Origin of the sequence: Agromyces sp. NPDC056523, assembly GCF_042794545.1 — a bacterium.
GTDB lineage: Bacteria > Actinomycetota > Actinomycetes > Actinomycetales > Microbacteriaceae > Agromyces.
In genome coordinates, this window is the sequence record NZ_JBHTTM010000001.1 from 850,483 (window position 1) to 872,266 (window position 21,784).

At 73.2% G+C, this 21,784-nt stretch carries 17 protein-coding genes; 6 read left to right on the forward strand and 11 right to left on the reverse strand.

The features are described 5' to 3' along the window. Positions 1-3 precede the first annotated feature (3 nt). The 4 genes from hutU to hutH all read right to left on the reverse strand — a co-directional run bounded on the left by hutU (position 4) and on the right by hutH (position 6,482). Positions 4-1,701: a urocanate hydratase gene (hutU, locus tag ACFQ58_RS04180; RefSeq protein WP_376949791.1), complete on the reverse strand. Its 1,698-nt coding sequence runs from the start codon at positions 1,699-1,701 to the stop codon at positions 4-6. 78 nt (positions 1,702-1,779) lie between these two features. Then, the gene (locus tag ACFQ58_RS04185; protein WP_376949792.1) at positions 1,780-2,970 is read right to left on the reverse strand and encodes a BtrH N-terminal domain-containing protein; all 1,191 of its coding nucleotides are present in this window, start codon (positions 2,968-2,970) and stop codon (positions 1,780-1,782) included. Between the two features lie 267 nt (positions 2,971-3,237). After that, complete coding sequence (locus ACFQ58_RS04190; RefSeq protein ID WP_376949793.1) at positions 3,238-4,656, reverse strand: M23 family metallopeptidase; 1,419 nt, start codon at positions 4,654-4,656, stop codon at positions 3,238-3,240. Positions 4,657-4,892: 236 nt separating this feature from the next. Continuing rightward, positions 4,893-6,482, reverse strand: a complete 1,590-nt coding sequence (hutH, locus tag ACFQ58_RS04195; RefSeq protein WP_376949794.1) for a histidine ammonia-lyase — start codon at positions 6,480-6,482, stop codon at positions 4,893-4,895. A gap of 102 nt (positions 6,483-6,584) precedes the next feature. Here hutH and ACFQ58_RS04200 point away from each other — a divergent pair, with 102 nt between their 5' ends. After that, a complete protein-coding gene (locus ACFQ58_RS04200) occupies positions 6,585-7,367 on the forward strand; it encodes an IclR family transcriptional regulator (RefSeq protein ID WP_376949795.1) in 783 nt (260 codons plus the stop codon). Between the two features lie 12 nt (positions 7,368-7,379). On the opposite strand, the gene ACFQ58_RS04205 is transcribed toward ACFQ58_RS04200, so the two are convergent. From ACFQ58_RS04205 to ACFQ58_RS04230, 6 genes are all read right to left on the reverse strand, one after another. Further along, positions 7,380-9,173, reverse strand: a complete 1,794-nt coding sequence (locus tag ACFQ58_RS04205) for a glycosyltransferase (protein ID WP_376949796.1) — start codon at positions 9,171-9,173, stop codon at positions 7,380-7,382. Beyond that, positions 9,170-9,763, reverse strand: coding sequence for an antibiotic biosynthesis monooxygenase (locus ACFQ58_RS04210; protein ID WP_376949797.1), 594 nt, complete (start codon positions 9,761-9,763; stop codon positions 9,170-9,172). The genes ACFQ58_RS04205 and ACFQ58_RS04210 overlap by 4 nt, the downstream gene beginning before the upstream one ends. A gap of 49 nt (positions 9,764-9,812) precedes the next feature. Then, positions 9,813-10,850 (reverse strand): YihY/virulence factor BrkB family protein, encoded by a 1,038-nt coding sequence (locus tag ACFQ58_RS04215; protein WP_376949798.1) that lies wholly within the window; start codon positions 10,848-10,850, stop codon positions 9,813-9,815. Between the two features lie 45 nt (positions 10,851-10,895). Then, a complete protein-coding gene (locus ACFQ58_RS04220; RefSeq protein ID WP_376949799.1) occupies positions 10,896-11,912 on the reverse strand; it encodes an alpha/beta hydrolase fold domain-containing protein in 1,017 nt (338 codons plus the stop codon). A gap of 91 nt (positions 11,913-12,003) precedes the next feature. Beyond that, positions 12,004-13,146 (reverse strand): hypothetical protein, encoded by a 1,143-nt coding sequence (locus ACFQ58_RS04225; protein ID WP_376949800.1) that lies wholly within the window; start codon positions 13,144-13,146, stop codon positions 12,004-12,006. A 128-nt stretch (positions 13,147-13,274) separates the two neighbouring features. Then, complete coding sequence (locus tag ACFQ58_RS04230) at positions 13,275-13,811, reverse strand: GNAT family N-acetyltransferase (RefSeq protein WP_376949801.1); 537 nt, start codon at positions 13,809-13,811, stop codon at positions 13,275-13,277. Between the two features lie 289 nt (positions 13,812-14,100). On the opposite strand from ACFQ58_RS04230, the gene ACFQ58_RS04235 reads away from it, so the two are divergent. Both ACFQ58_RS04235 and ACFQ58_RS04240 read left to right on the forward strand, forming a co-directional pair. Then, positions 14,101-16,080 carry a DEAD/DEAH box helicase gene (locus ACFQ58_RS04235; protein WP_376949802.1) on the forward strand — a complete coding sequence of 660 codons (1,980 nt, stop codon included), beginning with the start codon at positions 14,101-14,103 and terminating at the stop codon, positions 16,078-16,080. A gap of 130 nt (positions 16,081-16,210) precedes the next feature. After that, positions 16,211-16,978 (forward strand): hypothetical protein, encoded by a 768-nt coding sequence (locus ACFQ58_RS04240; protein WP_376949803.1) that lies wholly within the window; start codon positions 16,211-16,213, stop codon positions 16,976-16,978. A 22-nt stretch (positions 16,979-17,000) separates the two neighbouring features. Here ACFQ58_RS04240 and ACFQ58_RS04245 read toward each other — a convergent pair whose 3' ends face one another. Then, a complete protein-coding gene (locus tag ACFQ58_RS04245; RefSeq protein ID WP_376949804.1) occupies positions 17,001-18,641 on the reverse strand; it encodes a cell wall-binding repeat-containing protein in 1,641 nt (546 codons plus the stop codon). 266 nt (positions 18,642-18,907) lie between these two features. Between ACFQ58_RS04245 and ACFQ58_RS04250 the strand changes: the two genes are divergently transcribed. From ACFQ58_RS04250 to ACFQ58_RS04260, 3 genes are read left to right on the forward strand one after another with little or no spacing between them, the layout of a single operon-like run. Beyond that, entirely contained in the window at positions 18,908-20,110 is a 1,203-nt protein-coding gene (locus ACFQ58_RS04250; RefSeq protein ID WP_376949805.1) for a thiolase family protein, read from the forward strand. Beyond that, positions 20,107-20,889, forward strand: a complete 783-nt coding sequence (locus tag ACFQ58_RS04255; protein WP_376949806.1) for an enoyl-CoA hydratase/isomerase family protein — start codon at positions 20,107-20,109, stop codon at positions 20,887-20,889. Before ACFQ58_RS04250 ends, ACFQ58_RS04255 begins: the two co-directional genes overlap by 4 nt. Then, positions 20,886-21,773 (forward strand): 3-hydroxyacyl-CoA dehydrogenase family protein, encoded by an 888-nt coding sequence (locus ACFQ58_RS04260; protein WP_376949807.1) that lies wholly within the window; start codon positions 20,886-20,888, stop codon positions 21,771-21,773. The genes ACFQ58_RS04255 and ACFQ58_RS04260 overlap by 4 nt, the downstream gene beginning before the upstream one ends. Positions 21,774-21,784 lie beyond the last annotated feature (11 nt).

Consider the following 21,784-nt stretch of genomic DNA (forward strand, 5'->3'; position numbering starts at 1 on the left):
CCGTCAGCCCTCGAGCATGGGCACGTGCAGCCCGCGCTCGCGCGCCACCTCGACGGCGCGGTCGTAGCCCGCGTCGACGTGTCGCATGACGCCGGTGCCCGGGTCGTTCACGAGCACGCGCGCGATCTTCTCGGCCGCGAGGTCGGTGCCGTCGGCGACCACGACCTGGCCGGCGTGGATGGAGCGCCCGATGCCGACGCCGCCGCCGTGGTGGATCGAGACCCAGGTCGCGCCCGACGCGGTGTTGAGGAGGGCGTTGAGCAGCGGCCAGTCGGCGATGGCGTCGGAGCCGTCTGCCATCGCCTCGGTCTCGCGGTACGGCGAGGCGACCGAGCCCGAGTCGAGGTGGTCGCGACCGATGACGACCGGGGCCGAGAGCTCGCCCGACGCGACCATCTCGTTGAACTTCAGGCCCGCGAGGTGGCGCTCCTTGTAGCCGAGCCAGCAGATGCGCGCGGGCAGCCCCTCGAAGTGCACCTTCTCACCGGCCTGCTCGATCCACCGGCGCAGGTGCGGGTCGTCGGGGAACAGCTCCAGGATGGCGCGGTCGGTCGCCGCGATGTCGGCCGGGTCGCCCGACAGGGCCGCCCAGCGGAACGGTCCCTTGCCCTCGGCGAACAGCGGCCGGATGTACGCGGGCACGAAGCCGGGGAACGCGAAGGCCCGGTCGTGCGCAAGCCCGCCGAGCTCCGCCTCGCGGCGGATCGAGTTGCCGTAGTCGAACACCTCGGCGCCCGCGTCCTGGAAGCCGGCCATGGCGTCGACGTGCTTCGCCATGCTCTCGCGGGCCCGGGTCGTGAAGCCCTCGGGGTCGGATGCCGCGAGCTCGTGCCACTCGTCGACCGTCACGCCCTCGGGCAGGTACGACAGCGGGTCGTGCGCGCTGGTCTGGTCGGTGACGATGTCGATCGCGACGCCGCGCGCGAGCAGCTCGGGGAACACGGTCGCGGCGTTGCCGACGAGTCCGACGCTGAGCGGGGTGCGCGCCGCCTTCGCGGCGAGCACGCGCCGGATCGCCTCATCGAGGTCGTCGGTGAGCTCGTCGAGGTAGCCATGGTCGACGCGCCGCTGGAGTCGCGTCTCGTCGACGTCGACGATCAGCACGACGCCCTCGTTCATCGTGGCGGCCAGCGGCTGTGCGCCGCCCATGCCGCCGCAGCCGGCCGTGAGCGTGAGCGTTCCGGCGAGGCTGCCGCCGAAACGGGACCGCGCGATGGCGCCGAAGGTCTCGTACGTGCCCTGCAGGATGCCCTGCGTGCCGATGTAGATCCACGAGCCGGCGGTCATCTGGCCGTACATGGTGAGGCCGAGCTGCTCGAGGCGGCGGAACTCGGGCCACGTGGCCCAGTCGCCGACGAGGTTCGAGTTGGCGATGAGCACGCGCGGCGCCCACTCGTGCGTGCGGAAGACGCCGACCGGCTTGCCCGACTGGACGAGCAGCGTCTCGTCGGCCTCGAGGCCCTCGAGCGTGCGGACGATGGCGTCGTACGCCTCCCAGTTGCGGGCGGCCTTGCCGGTGCCGCCGTAGACGATGAGGTCCTCGGGGCGCTCGGCGACCTCGGGGTCGAGGTTGTTCATGAGCATGCGCAGCGGCGCCTCGGTCTGCCAGCTCTTCGCGGTGAGCTCGGTGCCGCGCGCGGCGCGGACGGTGCGGGGACCGGCGGCGGTGTCGGTCGTCGTCGTGGGTGCAGCGGTGGTCATGTTCCGATCCCACACCGTCGCGCGGCTGCGCTCAATGGATGTCGCGGGGGCGGCGTCCGGGATACCGGACGAGCCGCCTCAGAGCGCCGCCCTGAGCCGCTCGAGCGCCGCGACCTCGGCCTCGTGCATCGCCATCACCTGCTCGCCGAGCGGCGGCGGCACGTCCGGAGCGAGGTCGCGGGCGCGCTGGAGCTCCCAGCGCGCGGCGGCGCGGTCGAGGCCGTCATCGATCAGCGAGCGCAGCGGATCGCCGGGCGGCAACGCCGCATCGACGATCGGCGTCCATGCTTCGGCCGCGGTCCTCCAGGCGTCGGCTCCGAGGTCCCGTCCCAGCAGCTCGGCCGCCTCGTCGAGGAAGTCCGCGTAGAGCCCGCGCAGATGTGCGCCGTGCGCCGCGTCGGAGTAGATCGACGCGCGCAGGCTGCCCACGCCGAGCCCGTCGGCGAACACGTTCGGCCAGCCCTTCGGGTTGCGGGTGTCCCCGGTCATGCGCGCCCACTTGCGCCACGCGGGCAGCGAGAACGAGTCGGATGGCTCGCTCAGGTGCTCGACCTGGAGCCGCAGGCCCTCCTCGACCGCCGGTCGCAGATCGAGGTCGATGCGCTCCGGATCGATCGTGATCAGCCGGTTCCGATAGGAGCCGACTCGAGCCCGGGCCGCAGCCAGGCGATCCGCCGGCACGAGGATGCGGGACGACGACCGATCGTCGATCGCATAGGCGTCGCCCACGCGCTCGGTGACGACCACCGGCGGCCCGCCGTAGCCGTCGAGCCACTCCGGTTCTCCACGGTGCCCGAGCGTGTACGGGTCGATCCAGGCGATCGCCGGCAGGCCCCGCTCGAGCTGCGCGTCGAGCTCGGCCGCCGCACGCTTCCCGCCACCGGTCTCATGCTGGTCGGCATGCAGGCCGAGCCGTTCCGCGGTCCCGCGCGCCCACCGGTCGGGGTACTGCCAGAGACGCCGGAAGCCGAGGGTGAGCACGCGCGAGCGCAGCGGGTGCGAGTCGAACTCCCACAGGATGTAGCCTGCGCCGAGGCCGCCGCCGACGCCGAGGACCATGGCCTCGGTGAGCGGCTCACCGGTGTGTGGAGCCACCACGCCGAGGTTGGCCAGCACGTTGGTCAGCGCGGCCGTGTCGCCGTCGAGCCCGCCGCGGAACTCCCAGGACGAGTCGGACTCCGCGATGTGGCGTCGAGCGACGGTGTAGCGCTCGCCCGTCTTGCGCATGCGTTCGCGCACGAGTTGCTTGAGGTGCTTGCGAGTGGTCATGTCGTGTCCTCCGACCGGCGCTGGGCCTGGACTCCACGCGACCGAGGCCCGCCGGTAACGGGACGGGGAGGTCTCGGGGCGTCAGACCCGGGATCCCATCGGCACTCGCTCGTTCTCCGAGGACACGCATCCCCTCTGCCCCCGCATCGTCGGCCGGCGTGGACGGCCGATCAGGAGGTCTGGCGCGGAGAACCCGCCATGTGGCGAGCATACCTCGCCACGCCGTCATGCTGCCGCTCCGGCACCCCTGGATCCGACGGCGCGGGCTCAGCCCAGCTGCACGCCGCGGGCCGCCATGAACGGCACCGCATCGACCGCCGTGCCGCCGATCCGCACCTCGAAGTGCAGGTGGCATCCGGTCGAGGCACCCGTGCTGCCGACGGCGGCGATGAGGTCGCCGGCGGCGACCTGCTGGCCGACGCTGACGAGGATGCCGCCGTCGCGGATGTGCGCGTAGCCGGTCGAGACGCCCGAACCGTGGTCGATGAGCACCCAGTTGCCGTACGTGCCGTTCGGGCCGGCCGCGACCACCACGCCGCCGGTCGCCGCGAAGATGCCCGTGCCGCACTGGGCCGCGATGTCGGTGCCGCGGTGGAACTCGTTCACGCCCGCGAGCGGCTTGTTCGGCCGCGGGCCGTATCCGTCGCTGAGGCTGCCCGCGACGGGCGAGGCCCAGCCCTGCTCGCTGAGCTGGCCGGAGTCGGAGGGCAGGTTGTCGAACGCGGCGACCCGGTCGGCGGCGGCGAGTCGGGTCTGCGCACCGTTGAGTTCGGCACGCGCCGCCGTGACGGCGCCCTTGGCCTCGGTGACCGCATTCTGGAGCTGGTCGATCGGGACCGCGTCGACCGCGGCCCACGCTGCGGCGGCGCGCTCCTCGGCCGCGTCGGCCTCGAGGTCGCGGAGCTCGGCGATCTCGCGCAGGCGACTGGAGTCGCCCGAGAGCTTCTGCACGCGCTCCATGCCGCCGAGGCCGGCGAGCAGGTCGTTGCCGGCGGAGAATGCGGCGCTCATCGACGAGAGCGCGGCACCGTCGCCTTCGACGGCGTCGAGGTAGACGCCTGCCGCGGTTTCGGCCATGAGCCGGGCGTCGGCTGCGCGCTCGTCGAGTCGCTCGGCGACCGCGCGCGCGACGACGACCGTTGACTGGGCGGACTCGAGCGCCGCTTCCGCGTTCCGCAGCTCGGTCGTCGCCTGCTGCAGCTTCAGGCGAAGACCCGTGAGCGAGCTCGCCTGCGTTCCCGAGGAGCTCGTCGAGGTCGTCGTGACCATGCGCGCGACGGGTCCGTCGCCCACAAGGACGAACGGTGCCTCGACGCCGGGCGTCGCGATCGGCGTCTGCGTCGGCGACTGCGTGGGCGTCGGTGTGGGAGTAGGAGTCGGCGTGGGCGTCGGCTCAGGGGTCGGCGTCGGCGTGGGTTCCGGAGTCGGGGTGGGCGTCGGCGTCGGCTCAGGGGTCGGCGTCGGCGTCGGTTCCGGAGTCGGGGTGGGCGTCGGCGTCGGTTCGGGCGTCGGAGTCGGTGCCGGCTCGGGTGCCGGTGCGGGCTCGGGTGCCGGTGCGGGCTCGGGCGCCGGAGCGGGCTCGGGCGCCGGGGCAGGCTCGGGCGCCGGGGCAGGCTCGGTCGTGGGCTCGGCCGCCTCGGTTGTCGCGACGACCGGATCGGTCTCGGCTGCCGACGCGGGCGTCACCGAACAGAGGGCGATGAGCAGGCCGCTTGTGGCCGCAGCGATCGCGACAGAGCGCCTCCGAACGGGCTTCGCTCGGAACGGGTCTGGTTCGTCGATGTCTCGGGCTGGGAACATAGGGCTTCCATCGCGTCCGGCAGCGACGCCGGCACCACCCAAGTCTGACCGATCAACGGGGGAAGCCACAACCCGAGCGGGCGAACCGGTGATCCCCCGTTCGGGGCGCAGGGCGGCTCCGGTCAGCCGAGCGTGACGACGGATGACGCGCGGCGAACGACCTCGCCGGTCGCCACCGCCTCGACCAGCGCCTCGATCTCGGGTGACAGGAATCGGTCCTCACCGGGCACGGAACCCGTGCCGGCGACGAGTCGCACGACGGCTCCGGTCGCCGGACCGGGCTCGAGCGGCGCGCGCAACGCGAGCCCGCGCGAGGCCGTCATGACCTCGATCGCGAGTACGCGCGCGAGGCCGTCGATGGCGCGTCGCAGCTTGCGCGCGGCCGCCCAGCCCATCGAGACGTGGTCCTCCTGCATCGCCGACGAGGGGATGGAGTCGACCGATGCGGGCACCGCCAGGCGCTTGAGCTCCGACACGATGCCGGCCGCCGTGTACTGCGCGATCATGAGCCCGGAGTCGACGCCGACCTCGTGCGCGAGGAACGGCGGAAGCCCCTGGTTGCGGGCCTTGTCGAGGAACCGGTCGGTGCGCCGCTCGCTCATCGACGCGACATCCGCCACTGCGATCGCGAGGAAGTCGAGCACGTACGCGACGGGCGCCCCGTGGAAGTTGCCGTTCGACTCGACGCGGCCGTCGAGCGTGAGCACCGGGTTGTCGACCGCACTGGCGAACTCGGCGTCGGCGACGGATGCCGCGTGCGCGACCGTGTCGCGCGCGGCGCCGTGCACCTGCGGGGCGCATCGCAGCGAGTAGGCGTCCTGCACGCGCGTGCACTCGGGTCCCTTGTGGCTCGCGACGATCGGCGAATCGGCGAGGAGGGCGCGCAGGTTCGCGGCGGACGCCGCCTGGCCGCGCTGCGGCCGGAGCGCGTGGAGGTCCTCGGCGAACACCGCATCGGTGCCCATGAGGCCCTCGACGCTCATCGCGGCGGCGACGTCGGCGGTCGTGAGCAGGCGACGCAGGTCGTCGATGGCGAGCGCGAGCATCCCGAGCATGCCGTCCGTGCCGTTGATGAGGGCGAGGCCCTCCTTCTCGCCGAGGCGCAGCGGCGCGATGCCGGCGGCGGCGAGAGTGGTCGCGGCATCCGTCAGCTCGCCTTCCCCGTTGGTCGAGCCGGTCGAGACTCGCACCTCACCCTCGCCCATCGCGACGAGGGCGCAGTGCGCGAGCGGCGCGAGGTCGCCCGAGCAGCCGAGCGAGCCGTACTCGCGCACCACCGGCGTGATCCCGGCGTTGAGGATGGCCGCGTACGTCTCCGCGGTCTCGCGTCGCACGCCTGTGCGGCCGGTCATGAGCGTCGAGAGGCGCAGCAGCATGAGGGCGCGCACGACCTCGCGCTCGACCTCGGCCCCCGAGCCGGCGGCGTGCGAGCGGACGAGGCTCGCCTGCAGCTGCGCGCGGCGGTCCTCGGCGATGAACGTGGTCGCGAGCGCGCCGAAGCCGGTCGAGATGCCGTAGTGCGGTTGCGGATCGGCCGCGAGCCCCTCGATGATCGCGCGGCTGCGCGCAACCTCGTCGAGCGCGGCCGGGTCGAGCACGACCTCGGCGTCGTATCGGGCGACCGCGACGACGTCATCGATGCCGAGCGGGCCGGTGCCGACGGTGACGGATGCCGCGGCGGTCCGGGTGGGCGAGGGCGCGATGGTGCTCATGCCTCCGATTCCACACCGAGTCAGCGCGCGCGGGAACAGACGGGGCTACGCTGGCGTCCGGGATACCGGACGTACGGTGGCGATGCGGAGGAGGGAGGCCCGATGACGAGCGAGACGTCGAAGGTGCCGGCCGTCGATCAGGCGCTGCGCATGCTCGCGCACCTCGCGACGCAGCGCGGGCCCGTCCCGGCCGCATCGATCGCGCAGGCGCTCGGGCTGCCGCGCTCGACCACCTACCAGCTGCTCGCCGTGATGCAGGAGCGCGGGTTCGTCGTCCACCTGCCCGAGGAGCGCCGGTACGGTCTCGGCGTCGCGGCCTTCGAGCTCTCGAGCGGCTTCAGCCGGCAGCAGCCGCTCACGCGACTCGGCCGCCCGTTGGTCGCGGGGATCGTCGACCGGCTCGCCGAGTCGGGTCACCTCGCCGTGCTGCATGGACGCGACGTGCTCTACCTCGTGGAGGAGCGCGCGCCGCGCCGTCCGTCGCTCGTGTCGGACGTCGGCGTGCGCCTGCCCGCGCACCTGACGGCGTCGGGGCGCGCGATGCTCGCCGAGCTCCCGGCCGCGCAGCTGCGCGCGCTGTACCCCGACCGCGACGCCTTCAGCGAGCGGCATCGGTCGCCCGCCGACGAGGCGCCCTGGACGTACTCCCGGTTGAAGTCCGTGCTCGCCGAGATCCGGTCGACCGGGGTCGCGACCGAGCACGGCGAGGTGACCGAGGGCCTCGCGTCCGTCGGCGCCGCCGTGGTCGACCACCTCGGCTGGCCGGCCGCGGCCATCGCGGTCACCTTCGCCGAGGGGTCGCCATCCGATCTCGTCGAGACGGCGAGCGACGCCGTGCGGGATGCCGCAGCCACCCTGTCGCGCCGGATCCGCGGCACGCGCTGACCTGACCGCGGATCACCCTCGCCGCGGGCGCAGGCGCCCCGCGACGCGGCGTACCAGGGTTCGCGTATCGGGCCGGATGTCGCCGGCGTCGAGCGTGACCCGCGCGCCGTGCGCCTCCACGAGCACGGTGAGGAGGATCGCCCCGCTCCCGGAGAGCAACTCGGTCTCGGCGGGCGACAACCGGAACCCCACGCGCCCGGACGCGGCCGTCGCGGAACGGCGCAGCACCGCGTCCGTCCGCCTGGTTCGGAGGTCGACCGTGACGCGCGCGCCGTCGGGGACGCCGCCGAGCCGCAGGCGCACGCCGAGGCGCCCTCGCGGCCGCCGCAGCCGCACGCGCTCGAGCTCGGCGGGCAACTCGGTCGACGACCATGTCGCACGATGGCGCTCGGCCGCCGCCCGTTCGACCTCGCCCCAACGGGCCACGACGCTCGCCTCGTCGAACCGGGCGGCGGTGGCGCGCGCGGCCTCACGGAGCGCGACGCGCTCCGTGGACGGCATCCGCGCCACCCTCGCGATCGTGCCGGCCAGCGCCCACACCTGGCCCGCCGGAACGAGGAACCCGTTCACACCGTGCTCGATGACGTCGGCCGGACCGTACTCGATGTCGTAGGCGATCGGGATGCAGCCGCGTCCCATCGCCTCGAGCAGGACGAGCGGGGCGCCTTCGGACGTGCTGGTGAGCAGGGCGACGGATGCCTCGTCGAACGCGGCGGCGCCGTCCGGGCGATGCCCGGCGAACTCGACCGCATCCGCCACGCCCTCCTCGCGTGCGACATCGCGCAGCTCCTCGGCCAGCGGTCCGTCGCCGACGACGTGGAGCTGCACCTGCGGGCCGCGATCGCGGGCGAGGGCGACCGCGCGGATCGCATGGTCGATGCGCTTGCGCGCCGTGAGCGCGGCCACGACGACGGCCGACGCCGGGTCGCGCGCCGCATCGTCGGCGACGGGGTCGGTCACGGGTGTGTCCGGACGCGCGGCCGGGTTCGGCACCACGGCGAAGTTCTCGGGTGCGCCCAGGAGCGTCGCGGCATCCGCTCGCTGCCGTTCGGTGAGGAACACGGTCGCATCGAACCGCTCGGGATGGGAGAGCACCTCGGCTCGCGATTCGCGGAGTGGCCCGATCGGGCCGCCGGGCGCGGCGAGGTGGGCGTTGTGCACCACGTGCAGCGTCACGAGGCGCGGCAGGCGGACGTGCGCCATGAAGTCGGCCGCGGTCTTGCTGTCCACGATCGCGAAGGCGTCCCCGTCTCCGGCGACCTCGGCGATCCAGTCGGCGTAGCACGCCCGCGCGGACCGCCACTGGCGCACGGGGCGGCCGTCGGCGTCGAAGGCGGTGAGCAGGCGCTTCGGGCGCTCCGGTCGCGCGCGCTCGTCGAGCACGGCCAGCGAGCCGTCGGCGCGCAGGTGCGCGACGAGCGTCCGCCCGTCCGGCGAGGACACCTCGACCTTCGCCGATCCGTCGGCGGCGGTCTCGCGAACGGCCGACCCGTCGACGTCCTCGAGCCCCGCGACATCCGGCTCGACGCCGACCTCGCCGGGCACCACCGGCTCGGTGCGCAGCCGCTCGTAGAGGTTCAGCACGCGCACCCCGTCGGCCGGCTCGCCCCGCTCGGCGAGCCGTGCCCGGACCGCGGGATGGCCGGGTCGCCCGTCGAAGGTGAGCACGTCGACCTCGGCGCCCGCGAGCCGGGCGAACGCGGCCGAGCGCCGGAACATCGCCGCGGTCATGCCGCCGAACTCGTCGGGGATCGACCACGTGATCGCGAGCTGCCGACCCGGCGGCAGCAGACCGGGCCCGCTCATGCGGCCGGGACCAGCCAGCCGCGCAGCATCCGCGTCACCCACGGCAGCACCCAGTACGTCATGATCGGCGTCAGCACGAGGGTCGTCACGAGCACTCGCAGCGCCAGCGGCACGCCCTCCCACCCCGGCACGAACGCCACGAGCAGCGAGAACGCCAGGTTCACCGGGAAGAAGCCCAGCCAGATGCTGACCGCCTGCTTCCATCGCGGTGGCGCGGGCGGGAGCGCGATGGCCATCGACCCCGTGGCATCCGTCACCGCCGGCACCGAGCCGGTCGCCGGATCGTCGAACCAGCCCTCGATGCCGGTGCGTCGGCGCGAGCGCTCGGCACGCACGAAGCCCTTGCCCATCTCCAGCCACCAGGTCCGCTCGGGCGAGCGCTCCCACGCCTCGAGCGACGCCTCGTCGACGAAGCGGTACAGCATGTGCCACACGTCGGAGCCCTCGCCCGCGCGCACCCACCCCGACCCGAGGAAGCCGGGGTACCGGTTGGCGAGGTTCATGCCCGTCTGCACCCAGACGGTCGCCTCGGCGATCCGGTCGGGGTCGACCTCGCGCCGTATCGACACGGTGATCGGTTCACTGCCCATGCCCCCATCGAACCGCACCGGTGTTGCGCAGGGGTAACGGTCCGCCGCCTCAACCGGCACCGTCGGGCTCCGCGTCGGGCAGCATGCGCGCGGAGGCGAGGACGTCCCGCCGCCGCTGCCGCTCGTTGACGTGCACGAGGCGGTCGTCGCGCAGCGGCAGCCTCAACCGCTCCTGCGCCGCGATGCCGGCACGCAGCTGGCGGGCGCGCTCGACCTCGGTGTCGAGGACGGCGCCGGCGAGGACCGCGAGGTTCGACAGCCACAGCCACAGCAGGAACGCGACGACGCCGCCGAGCACGCCGTAGGTGCGGTCGTAGCTCGCGTAGTTCCAGACGTACACGGCGAAGGCCGCCGTCGTGACCATCCACGCGACCAGGGCGACGGCGGCGCCGACCGAGAGCCACCGCAGGTTCGGCCGCCGCACGTTCGGAGTGGCCCAGTAGAGGATCGCGACGATCAGCGCCGCGAGGCCCGCCAGCACCGGCAGCTTGCCGAGGTCCCAGACCAGTGCCACGTCGTCGTCCCACCCGATCGAGCGCACGACGGATGCCGCGACCGCGCCGCTCACGATGAGTGCGCCCACGATCACGGCCGCGAGCACCGTGATCACGGCCGCCGCGGCGAGCATCACCGGGCGTGACTTCCAGAACGGCCGCCCCTCCGGCACCCCGAGGATCCGGTTCATGCCACGACCGAAGGTGCCGAGGTAGCCCGAGATGGTCCAGAGCGTGACCGCGAACCCGGTGAGGAACGCGAGGCCGGCCTGCGATGCGCTCAGCAACTGCGAGATGGGCTCGGTCAGTGCGGCCACGGTCTCGTCCCCACCGAGATCGCCAACGACGCCGAGCGCCCCCCGCGCGATCGGTTCGGCGCTGCCGAACAGGCCGAGGAAGGCCGCGGCGGCGAGGAGCGCCGGGCACACCGAGAGCACGGCATGGTAGGTGAGCGCGGCGGCGAGGTCCCAGCACTGGTGGATGCGGAACTCGTGCGCGGTGCGCGTGAGGACCACGCGCCACTCCGGCGGTGACAGCTGCGCGGGCGAGTCGCGTCGAGGTCCGCGCGCAGCCCGATCCGTCGTTTCCCCCATGCGCCGAGACTAGGCGCGGCGTCCGCGCGGTGGAGGGGGCTTGCCTCAGCCCAGCTGCGCGTGCAGGAACGCCGCCACCCGCTCGCGCAGCGGCGCGTCGAGGATGCCGATCGAGTGTGCGTCGCCGGGGACGACCGCGAGCTCGGCCGGCACGGCGGATGCCCGGAGAGTCGCGGCCAGGCGCTCGGACTGCGCCAGCGGTACGACCTCGGCCGCGGCGTGCCCGATGAAGAAGGGCGGGTCGCTCGGGTCGACGTGGGCCGTCGCGGACGCCTCGATCGCCTGCGGGCAGCTGACGTCGGTCGCGCCGGGTTCGCACGCCAGGAACTCGCCCACGATTCCGCGCAGCCAGTCGGACGCGCCATCCGCATCGAGCTCGGCCGAGCCGAGGCCCACCGGTCCCGACAGCTCGACCACGGCGGCGACGCGCGAGCCGGTGTCGAGCGGGCCGTCGCCGACGGTGCCGAGCAGCGACGCGAGATGTCCGCCCGCCGAACCGCCGAACGCCGCGATCCGCGCCGGATCGATGCCGAACCGCTCGACCTGGCCGGGCTCGCGCAGCCACGCCACGGCCGCCGCGACGTCGTCGACCTGAGCCGGGAATCGCGCGTCGGGCACGAGCCGGTAGTTGACGGAAGCCGCGACGAAGCCCTCGCTCGCGAGCCAGAGGCACACGTTCCGCCAGTCCGAGTTCGCCTTGTCGCCGCGCGCCCAGCTGCCGCCGTGCACGGACACGACGGTCGGCATCGCGTCGTCGATGGCGTCGTCGACGGCCGGCCGGCAGACGTCGAGGGTGAGGAGCGTGCCGTCGTCGGCGACGCCGTACTCGAGGTCGGCGTGGATCCGCAGGCCGGCGGGCGCCTCGAAGGTGCGGATGCCGATGATCTCCGTTCCGGCGACCTCGCTCGAGGCCTGCTCGGCGGTCGGGTCGAGCTCGCGCACCGGCTGGTGGAACGCCGACACGGCAGCGGCGACGCCGAGGGCCGCGATGACGGCAAGGGCGATCCGGGCCGACCGGGGGTGCCGGCCTCCGCGACCGCCGGAGAGTCGGGTGGGGGTCACGGGGGCTCCGGGTTCAGGGGTGGAGTGATGCTAACCCAGGTTCGGCCGGATGCAACCATCCGAGCCGGTTGCGCCCCGCTGGTGGCTCGGGCTACCCGAGAACCTCGCCCGACGCCGCGTCGATCTGCACCGTGGCGTCCTCGTACGTCGAGTCGAGGATCACGAGCACGCGGACGGGCCGCGCGCCCGACGCATCCGCGATGAGCGCCCGCTGGACCGACACGATCACCGACGTCGGATCCGCGATGCCGGAGTGGTCCTTCGCCGTCGCGATGTGCTCGGGAATCCTCGAGAATTCCACCTCGCCCACGTCGAACAGCGCGGCGGCGGGGTCGTCGGGCTGGATGAGTTCGGGACCCTGGTGCTCGGTCCGGTCGTACCTGAACTGGTACACGTCCATCGTGAGCTCGCCCGGCGCGCTCGGCGCCGTCGCGAGGGCGTAGCCGTCGTAGAACCCGATGCGCACGAACTTCGTGCCGCCGGTCTCCGCCGCGAGCGCGTCGACGACCTCCGCGTGCCGGTCGCCCAGCACGACGCTCGCCGCGTCCGGATTCCCGGATGCGAACGCCTGCACCGTGCGCCCGATCGTGTCGTACGCGGGGATGAGCACGAGCGCGGCGGTCGCGGCGGTCACGCCGGCGAGCAGCACGCGTCGCCACGGTCGCGCCGGCTTCCGCGGGCCGCCGAAGAGCGCCTGCGGCTCCGAGGCCCATGCGGGCGCCTGCGACGCGATGGGCACGGTGCGATCGGTGCCCGTCCGCAGCCGCTCGGCGTCGCGCAGGCGCGCCCAGTCGTCGGGCGGGTCCAGCACGAGCTCGACGTTCGCCTTCGCGTCATCCGGTCGTCGCACCGCGATGATCGAGCCCGGCTGCACCTGCGGAAGCACGACGATGTCGGTGACCTGCCGATGCACCGTCGTGTAGGCCGGGCGGAACCGCGGCGCGACCGTGAGCACGAGCTCGACCTGCGGCTGGTCGTTCACGGTCAGCCCCGTGCGGCCGATCCGCTCCACGCGGGCGAGCGCGAGCTCGCCGGTCGGCGGCGCCTGGGTCGCACCCGCCCGCCCGCGGCCGAACAGGCCGGCGGCGCCCAGGCCCGCGAAGGTGCCGGTCAGGATGGCGACCGTGAGCGAGATGCTCCAGAGGATCGTGTAGCGAGGGTCGCCGGTCGCGAGGGCGCCGACGGCGCCGCCGATCGTGACGCCGAACGCGACGGCCGAGATGAACGCGAGCATGGGTGATCCTCCGAGAGCGAGTGGGCTGCTCAGAGGATGGCGCGGGCCGCGCCCACGCGGATGGGTACGGGTTGCTCAATCCCGCGCGGGATTGCTCAGCCGTTGCCCTGCGTTGCTCAGCCGACCGCTCACTCGCCGACCGCGAGCGGCAGGTCGAACGGGTCCTCCCCGATCGCGCCACCGGTGAATCCCACGAGCGACTTCGCCATGCACACGCTCGTCGGCTCGTTGAGGTACCGGCCGAACCGCTCGACCCGCCGGTACCCGTGCTTGGCATACAACGCCAGGGCGGGATGGTGCAGCCGGCCCGCCTCGAGCACGATCTCGCGGAGGCCTCGCGCCGCGGCATCCGTCTCGATGCGCTCGATCAGGGCACTGGCGATGCCGCGGCCGCGGGCGACCGGGTCGACGTACATGCGCCTGAGCTCGCCGCGATCGTCGTCGACGTCGCCGCCGTCGACGATCGCCGCGACGCCGAGCGCTTCGCCGTCGTGGCCGCGAGCGACGTAGACCAGCGTGCCGGGCGCTTCGAGCTGCGACGCGTCGAGGAGGCCCACGGGATCCGTCGGGTAGAGCGAGCGCGCGTCGGCGATGCCGGCGTCGAGCAGACGCTCGATGCCGGGCGCGCGAGGCGGCTCGACGGAGATCGACGGCGGTGTGGTCACGACGCGAGCGTACGCGAATCGGGTTACCGCGTCGTTACGTTTCACTGGGGGCGGATGTCGCGCCGGGCGGATTCACAGGAGGGTGTCCGGTACCCTCGAGAGGTCGGTTCTGGACACCGCGCTCGCGCGGATGGGTTTGTGAGTCCTGAGGACCGAGTCCGCGCGCGGTCCGCGTGCGGGGAATTCACCGTATGTGAACGGTCCCGGTCGACGATGCACCCGGGTTCTCAGTCGCGCTGCGCTCGCGCAACGGCTGCCATGTACACGAGCTACAACCCGGAAAGCAGCCATGCCCAAGAACAAGAAGCCCGCCGGCGGTCGACCCGCCCGCAACTTCGACCCCTCGTACGCCTCCGGCGCTCGCAAGAAGCCCGGCTCGCGCAGCCCTGGCCACCGCGGATACCGACCCGAGGAGCCGGCGTCCGACCGCGCACCCCGCTGGTCGCGTGACGAGCGCGTCGCGTCGGGCCGCACGCCGCACCGCTCGGAGCGCCCGGGTCGCGACCGCGACCGTGACGAGCGTGCCCCCCGTCGCTTCGAGGACGACCGCTCCCCCCGCCGCGATCGCGACGACCGTGCTCCGCGCCGGTTCGACGGCGACGACCGCGCGCCGCGCCGCGTCGAGGACGACCGCTCGCCGCGCCGCGATCGCGACGACCGTGCTCCGCGCCGGTTCGACCGCGACGACCGCGCTCCCCGCCGGTTCGACCGTGACGACCGTGCTCCGCGTCACGATCGTGATGACCGCGCACCCCGCCGCTTCGACCGTGACGACCGCGCTCCCCGCCGCTTCGATCGCGACGATCGCGCCCCGCGTCACGACCGTGACGACCGCGCACCCCGCCGCTTCGATCGCGACGACCGTGCTCCGCGCCGGTTCGACCGTGACGACCGCGCCCCACGCCGGGACCGTGACGACCGCGCTCCCCGCCGCGACCGCGGCTTCGAGCGCCCGGGCTTCCGCGATTCCGAGCGCCGTCCCACCTCCTTCTTCCCAGACCGCGACCGCGACCGCTCCGAGCGCTTCGAGCCGGCCGACGACGTCGTGCTCGAGCGGCTCGAGGCCGAGGCGATCCGCGCCGAGGAGGTCGACGGCATCGGCTTCGCCGACCTCGGCCTCGGCGGCAACATCGTGCGCGCCCTGCAGGAGCTCGGCGCCGAGTCGCCGTTCCCGATCCAGGCGGCGACGATCCCCGTCGTGCTCGAGGGCCGCGACGTCCTCGGCCGCGGTCGCACGGGGTCCGGCAAGACGATCGCGTTCGGCGCGCCGACGGTGGAGCGCCTCATGCGCCTGTGGGCCGAGTCCGGCAAGTCGGGCGGCAAGCGGCAGTTCGGCCGCGCGCCCCGCGCGCTCGTCCTCGCGCCGACCCGTGAGCTCGCCCTCCAGATCGACCGCACCGTGCAGCCGATCGCGCGCAGCGTGGGCCTCTTCACCACGCAGGTCTACGGCGGCGTCCCGCAGGGTCGCCAGGTGGGCGCGCTCCAGCGCGGCGTCGACATCGTGATCGGCACGCCCGGCCGCGTCGAGGACCTCGTCGAGCAGGGCCACCTCGACCTGAGCGAGGTCGTGATCACGATCCTCGACGAGGCCGACCACATGTGCGACCTCGGATTCCTCGAGCCCGTGCAGCGGATCCTCCGCCACACCGCCGAGGCCGGCCAGAAGCTCCTCTTCTCGGCGACGCTCGACACCGGCGTGGCCGCGCTCGCCGACGAGTTCCTCGTCGACCCGGCCGTGCACGAGGTCGCCGGCGAGGACCAGGCCTCGGGCACGATCGAGCACCGCGTGTTCGTCATCGAGCACCGCGACAAGCGCGACATCGTCGCGCAGCTCGCCGACCGCGACGGCCGCACGCTGGTCTTCGCCCGCACGCGCGCCTTCGCCGAGGACCTCGCCGAGCACCTCGAGGACGCCGGCATCCTGGCGGTGGCCCTGCACGGCGACCTCAACCAGGCCAAGCGCACGCGCAACCTGCAGCAGCTCACGAGCGGCCGGGTCGACGTCCTGGTGGCGACGGATGTCGCGGCACGCGGCATCCACGTCGACGACATCGACCTGGTCATCCAGGCCGACGCGCCCGACGAGTACAAGACGTACCTGCACCGCTCGGGCCGTACGGGCCGCGCCGGGCGCGCCGGCCGGGTCGTGACCCTCATCCCGAGGCACCGCCAGCGCCGGCTCGCCGAGCTGCTCGGCCGCGCCGAGATCGAGGCCGCGTTCGAGGACGTGCGCCTCGGCGACGAGCTGCTCGCCGAGGTTCGCGCCTAGGCCTCCGGGTCCCGCGCCCGTGCGCGGGACCAAAGTCGCGCCGGGCGCCACCCCGCTCCCCGTACTCTCGCGTCGACACGATCCTGCCGAGTCCGTGCAGGATCGATGCGGGAACGGGGGACCCCACGTCATGAGCAGCCAGGACCCGACGCCGGACGGCGGGGGATCGCCCGAGACACCCCAGGCTCCCGATGGGTCGGCGGGCCCGCCGCCGGCGGGCACGGACGAGCCGTCGGAGACCACGTCGCCCCCACCCGCGCCGGTCACCCGCGGCTGGCTCATCGGCGTCGGCGTCGCCGTCGTGGTGCTGTCGTTCGTGGCCGCGTTCCTCGGCGGATGGCTGGCCCGCTCGACCTCCGACGAGGAGGCCGCCGCGACCCCGGCACCGACGGCGACCGCGGAGGAGACCGTCGACTACGAGGAGGCGCTCGAGGAGATCCTGCCGGCCGGCTCCGCAGTGCGCGCCGGCACCGGAGTGCCGGAGTCGGGCAAGGGCTACGAGGGCGACGTGTACATCGACATCTCGACCTCAGACGTGTACCTGTTCCAGGACGACTGGACGCTCGTCGGCAACATCCGCGAGTCGGCCGCCGAGAACCTGACCGGCCAAGAGGGGCCGCAGGGCGCACAGGGCGCACAGGGCGAGCAGGGCGCACAGGGCGAGCAGGGTGCGCAGGGCGAACAGGGTGCCCAGGGCGAGCCCGGCACCCAGGTGTCGCTCGGCGTCGGCGCCCCGGATCGCGCGGAGTGCACGGCCGACGGCGACATCTACATCGACACCGAGACCGTCGAGTTCTACGAGTGCCGAGGCGGCGATTGGACGCTGTTCGGCCCGACCACCGAGACAGATCCGCAGCCGACGGACCTGCCTCAGCCTACCGTCGAACCCGGGGAGTGACCCGGTCGCGACCTAGCTCGCCTCAGCAACTCGTCAGCCGGGCGACTCCCGTGCCCAGCACGCTGGGACCGCCGAGCAACACGATGCGGTTCGGTTCGGTCCAGCGGATGACGTCCAGCGTCTCAGCTGGGATGCATGCGGAACGGACCAGATGTAGAGCCGCGAGGCTGAATCCAGCGGCCGCCGATCCCGCCAGCGCATCCGGGAAGTCCATCCCGTTCGTGAGGTACACCGTGTCGAAGGCTGGAGATCGGTGCGTCAGCTCGCGTGAGGTCGCGAAGCGATCGGCGCCGGACGCGCGCGACACGAGCTTCACGCCGTTGATCCTTCTCAGCGCTGACTCGATCCCGACGCTCACGACCGCGCTGCTGCCGGCGATCACGATCTCCGACGGCCCGAGTTCGGCGAGGAGCTGGACCGTCGCACTGTCCAGGGTGCTCGCGAGACCATTGACGAGCACGAGCGGAGCAGTGTTGGCTGCGCCCGCGGCGCCAGCTGAGAGAGCATCGGGAAAATCTCGACCCGTCGCGATGATGACGGTCGACGCTCCTCCATCCGGATAGGCATCGCGGACGATCGCGCGGCCGGTGGCGTACCGGTCCGCGCCGCCGAGCCGGTCGACGTCAGCCGAGTATGCGCGGAGCGCCCGGAGCACGCCGTCCGAGACGACCGCCGAGCTTCCGACGACGACGATCCGCTCGGGCCGAAGGCGCTGGAGTTCCGCAGCGACCGTGACCGGCAGCAAAGTCGGCGCCGTAAGCAGCACCGGTCCGCCCTGCACGCCCCCGAGCGCGCCGGCACCGAGCGCATCCGGGAAGGCTAGACCGTTCGCGATGTAGGCGACCGGGACTCCGGACGCGAACCGGTCCGCGGAGATCGCCGCGGAGGTAGCGTACCGGTCCGGGCCGGCGAGCCGGTCGACGCGGCGGACCGCGGCTTCCAAGTCGAAGTTCTTCGTGATCCGGTCGCCCGGAAGGACCTCCACCAGCTCCGCCTCATCGATCGAGGTCGTTCCTGGGGCATACTCGCCGGCTGCAGAGCCCCCGTGTTCGGAAACGCTGACCAAGTGCAGGCCGGGCTGAAGATCCTGCAGCACATAGCCACCGTCGAACCTCACGCCCGCGTTGGACGCGGCACCTTCGAAGGCTCCGCTCTCGGGGTTGTACTGCCTGGCCTCAACCCGCAGGTCGTCCTGGAGAACGATGCCGGCGGGCGCGGTGATCGTGCCCGAAAGGCGCGCGGCCAACGGCAGGGTGATGGGGTTGTTCGAGACCGCGGTGGATGCGACCGAGATCACGGTCGCGTCACGCCCGAAGGGAGTATCGCCGAGGTAGGCAACGCCGAGGTCGACATCGTCCCAGCCATTGACATATGGTCGCGCCTTCACGCGATAGAGCCCGGGGACGACGCCGGTGAACGTGTACAGACCCGTTGCGTCTGCCTTGATGCTGCCGGGAGTGACCCCTTCGCGACCGTCTGCAGAAAGAAGCATTACCGATGCGCCCGCTGAGGCCTGGGTGCCGCCTCCGGGTGTCTCCTCGTACACCCGACCCGTCACCGTCACCGTGGTGCCTGAGGCAGCGACTGCGGAGTGGGGGAACGTCGTCGGTATGACGGCACCGGTGAGGGTGAGCGCCAGGACAACGCCCAGCGCACGTGACAAGCGGGGATTCATGGGTCTCCGGAGGATTCGGGCTGCGGGGGCGGCTTCATGATATGTCCCGGTTGAGATCCCCGACGTCCGGAGCGGTGGTCGTGATGGGACGGTGACTCCCGGGTTCGTCCTCCCGCGCTCGACTGGCGGTCGCGCCATCCGTTCGGCATACTTACTGACTGAACGGTCGGTTTTGAAATCGGCCCCGAGCGGATGCCGCGACCCGCCGATACGCTGGCGGGCGAGGTTCCAGACGACGCAGTCAGGAGTGACCCATGGCCGAGGCCTACCTCGTCGGCGGAGTGCGGACGCCAGTGGGGCGGTACGGCGGCGCGCTCGCGGGCGTCCGGCCCGACGACCTCGCGAGCCTCGTGGTCGGCGAGGCGATCCGGCGCGCGCGCATCGACGAGGAGGCGATCGAGGCCGGCGCGGTCGACGAGGTGATCCTCGGTGCCGCGAACCAGGCCGGCGAGGACAACCGCAACGTCGCGCGCATGTCGGTGCTGCTCGCCGGACTCCCCGACTCGGTGCCCGGCATCACGGTCAATCGGCTCTGCGCGTCCGGCATGTCCGCGATCATCATGGCCGCGCAGGCCGTCCGCGCCGGCGACGCCGACCTGATCATCGCCGGCGGGGTCGAGTCGATGACGCGGGCGCCCTGGGTGCAGGCCAAGCCCGAGAAGCCGTGGGCGAAGCCCGGTGACGCCTACGACACCTCGATCGGCTGGCGCTTCCCCAACCCCGAGCTCCTCGCGCGCGACAAGGCCACGTACTCGATGCCCGAGACCGCCGAGGAGGTCGCGCGCATCGACGGCATCTCGCGCGAGGACGCCGACGCCTTCGCGGTGCGCTCGCAGCAGCGCGCCGCCGCGGCGATCGACGCCGGCCGGTTCGAGGCCGAGATCGTCGGCGTGCCGACCGCCAAGGGCAAGGTGCTCGTCGACGAGGGCCCGCGCCGCGACACGTCGCTCGAGGTGCTCGCCGGGCTGCGGCCGGTCGTGCGGGGCGGCTCGGTCGTGACCGCCGGCAACTCGAGCTCGCTCAACGACGGCGCGAGCGCGATCGTGGTCGCGAGCGCGTCGGCCGTCGAGCGCTACGGCCTCACGCCGCGCGCCCGCGTGGTCGTCGGCGCGTCGGCGGGCCTCGCGCCCGAGATCATGGGCCTCGGCCCGGTGCCCGCGACCGAGAAGGCGCTCGAGCGCTCCGGCATCGACCTCGACGACATCGGCTCGGTCGAGCTCAACGAGGCGTTCGCCACCCAGTCGCTCGCGAGCATGCGGCGGCTCGGCCTCGACCCCGAGCGCGTCAACGCCGACGGCGGGGCGATCGCCTTGGGCCATCCGCTCGGCTCGTCGGGGTGCCGCCTCGTCGTCACGCTCCTCGGCCGCATGGAGCGCGAGGACTCGCGCTACGGCCTCGCGACCATGTGCGTCGGCGTCGGGCAGGGCACCGCGCTGATCGTCGAGGGCGTGCGATGAGTTCGCCGGATGTCGCGGAGTCGCCGGACTTGCCGTCGCCGCTGCTCGTCGAACGCCGCGACGATCGCGTCGTCGCGACCCTGAACCGTCCCGACAAGCGCAACGCGATCGACCAGGCCACGATCGACGCCCTGCACGCGCTGTGTGCCGAGCTCGAGGCCGAGCCGCGCATCCTGATCCTCGTGGGCGCCGGCGGCGTGTTCGCGTCGGGCGCCGACATCGCGCAGCTCCGCGAGCGACGCGCGGCCGACGCGCTCGCGGGCATCAACGCGAACGCGTTCGTCCGCGTGAACGAGCTGCCCATGCCGGTGATCGCCGCGGTCGACGGGTGGGCGCTCGGCGGCGGCGCCGAGCTCGCGTTCGCCGCCGACATCCGCATCGCCACGCCCGGGGCGAAGTTCGGGAACCCCGAGACGGGGCTCGGGATCATCCCCGCCGCCGGCGCCACGTGGCGGCTGAAGGAGATCGTGGGCGAGGCCCGCGCGTCCGAGCTGCTGCTCACCGGCCGGATCATCGACGCCGCCGAGGCGCTCTCGATCGGGCTCGTGACGGCGGTGCATCCGGCCGCCGACCTGCTCGCCGAGGCGCACGCGATCGCCGACCGCATCGCGCGCAACGACCGCGACGCGACGATCGCGACCAAGCGCGTGCTGCGCGCGCCCCGCGGCCACCACCCGCGCGTCGACCTCGAGTCGCAGGCCGTGCTGTTCGAGAGCCCCGAGAAGCACCGACGCATGACCGAGTTCCTGGAGCGCCGAGCGAAGAGGAGTGCCGAGTGACCGACACCGAGACCCCTGCCACGGCGGGCCCGTCCGCACCGGGGCGCGTGGGCGTCCTGGGCGGCGGACGCATGGGCGCGGGCATCGCACACGCGTTCCTGCTCGCGGGCTCGCACGTGACCGTCGTCGAGCGCGACGACGATGCGGCCGACGCGGCGCGGGGCCGCGTGCTCGACTCGGTCGCGGCATCCGTCGCCCGCGGCAGCACCGACGAGACCGCCGACGCGCTCGGCACCCGGCTCAGCGTCGCGACCGCTGCCGATGCGTTCACGGGTGCCGACCTCGTGATCGAGGCGGTGCCGGAGGACCTCGGCCTCAAGCTCGACGCGCTCACCCGCGTCGAGGCGGTGCTGGGGGCTGGTTCCGCGCTCGCATCGAACACGTCGTCGATCTCGATCGACGAGCTCGCGGGCCGGCTCGACCGTCCGGAGCGGTTCCTCGGCCTGCACTTCTTCAACCCCGTGCCCGCGTCGGCGCTCGTCGAGGTCGTGCGGGGCACGCAGACCGAGGGTGCGCTCGTCGAGCAGGCGCGCGGCTGGGTCCAGGCGATCGGGAAGACGCCGATCGTCGTGCACGACGCGCCGGGCTTCGCGTCGAGCCGCCTGGGCGTGGCGCTCGGCCTCGAGGCCATCCGCATGCTCGAGGAGGGCGTGGCATCCGCAGAGGACATCGACGCGGCCATGGCACTCGGCTACAAGCACCCGGTGGGCCCGCTCAAGCTCACCGACCTCGTCGGACTCGACGTGCGGCTCGGCATCGCCGAGTACCTCGCCGGCGAACTCGGCGCCCGATTCGAACCGCCCGCCCTGCTCCGACGCATGGTCGAGGAGGGCAAGCTCGGCCGCAAGACCGGCGAGGGCTTCTACCTCTGGGACGCGCAGTGAGCTTCGTTTCA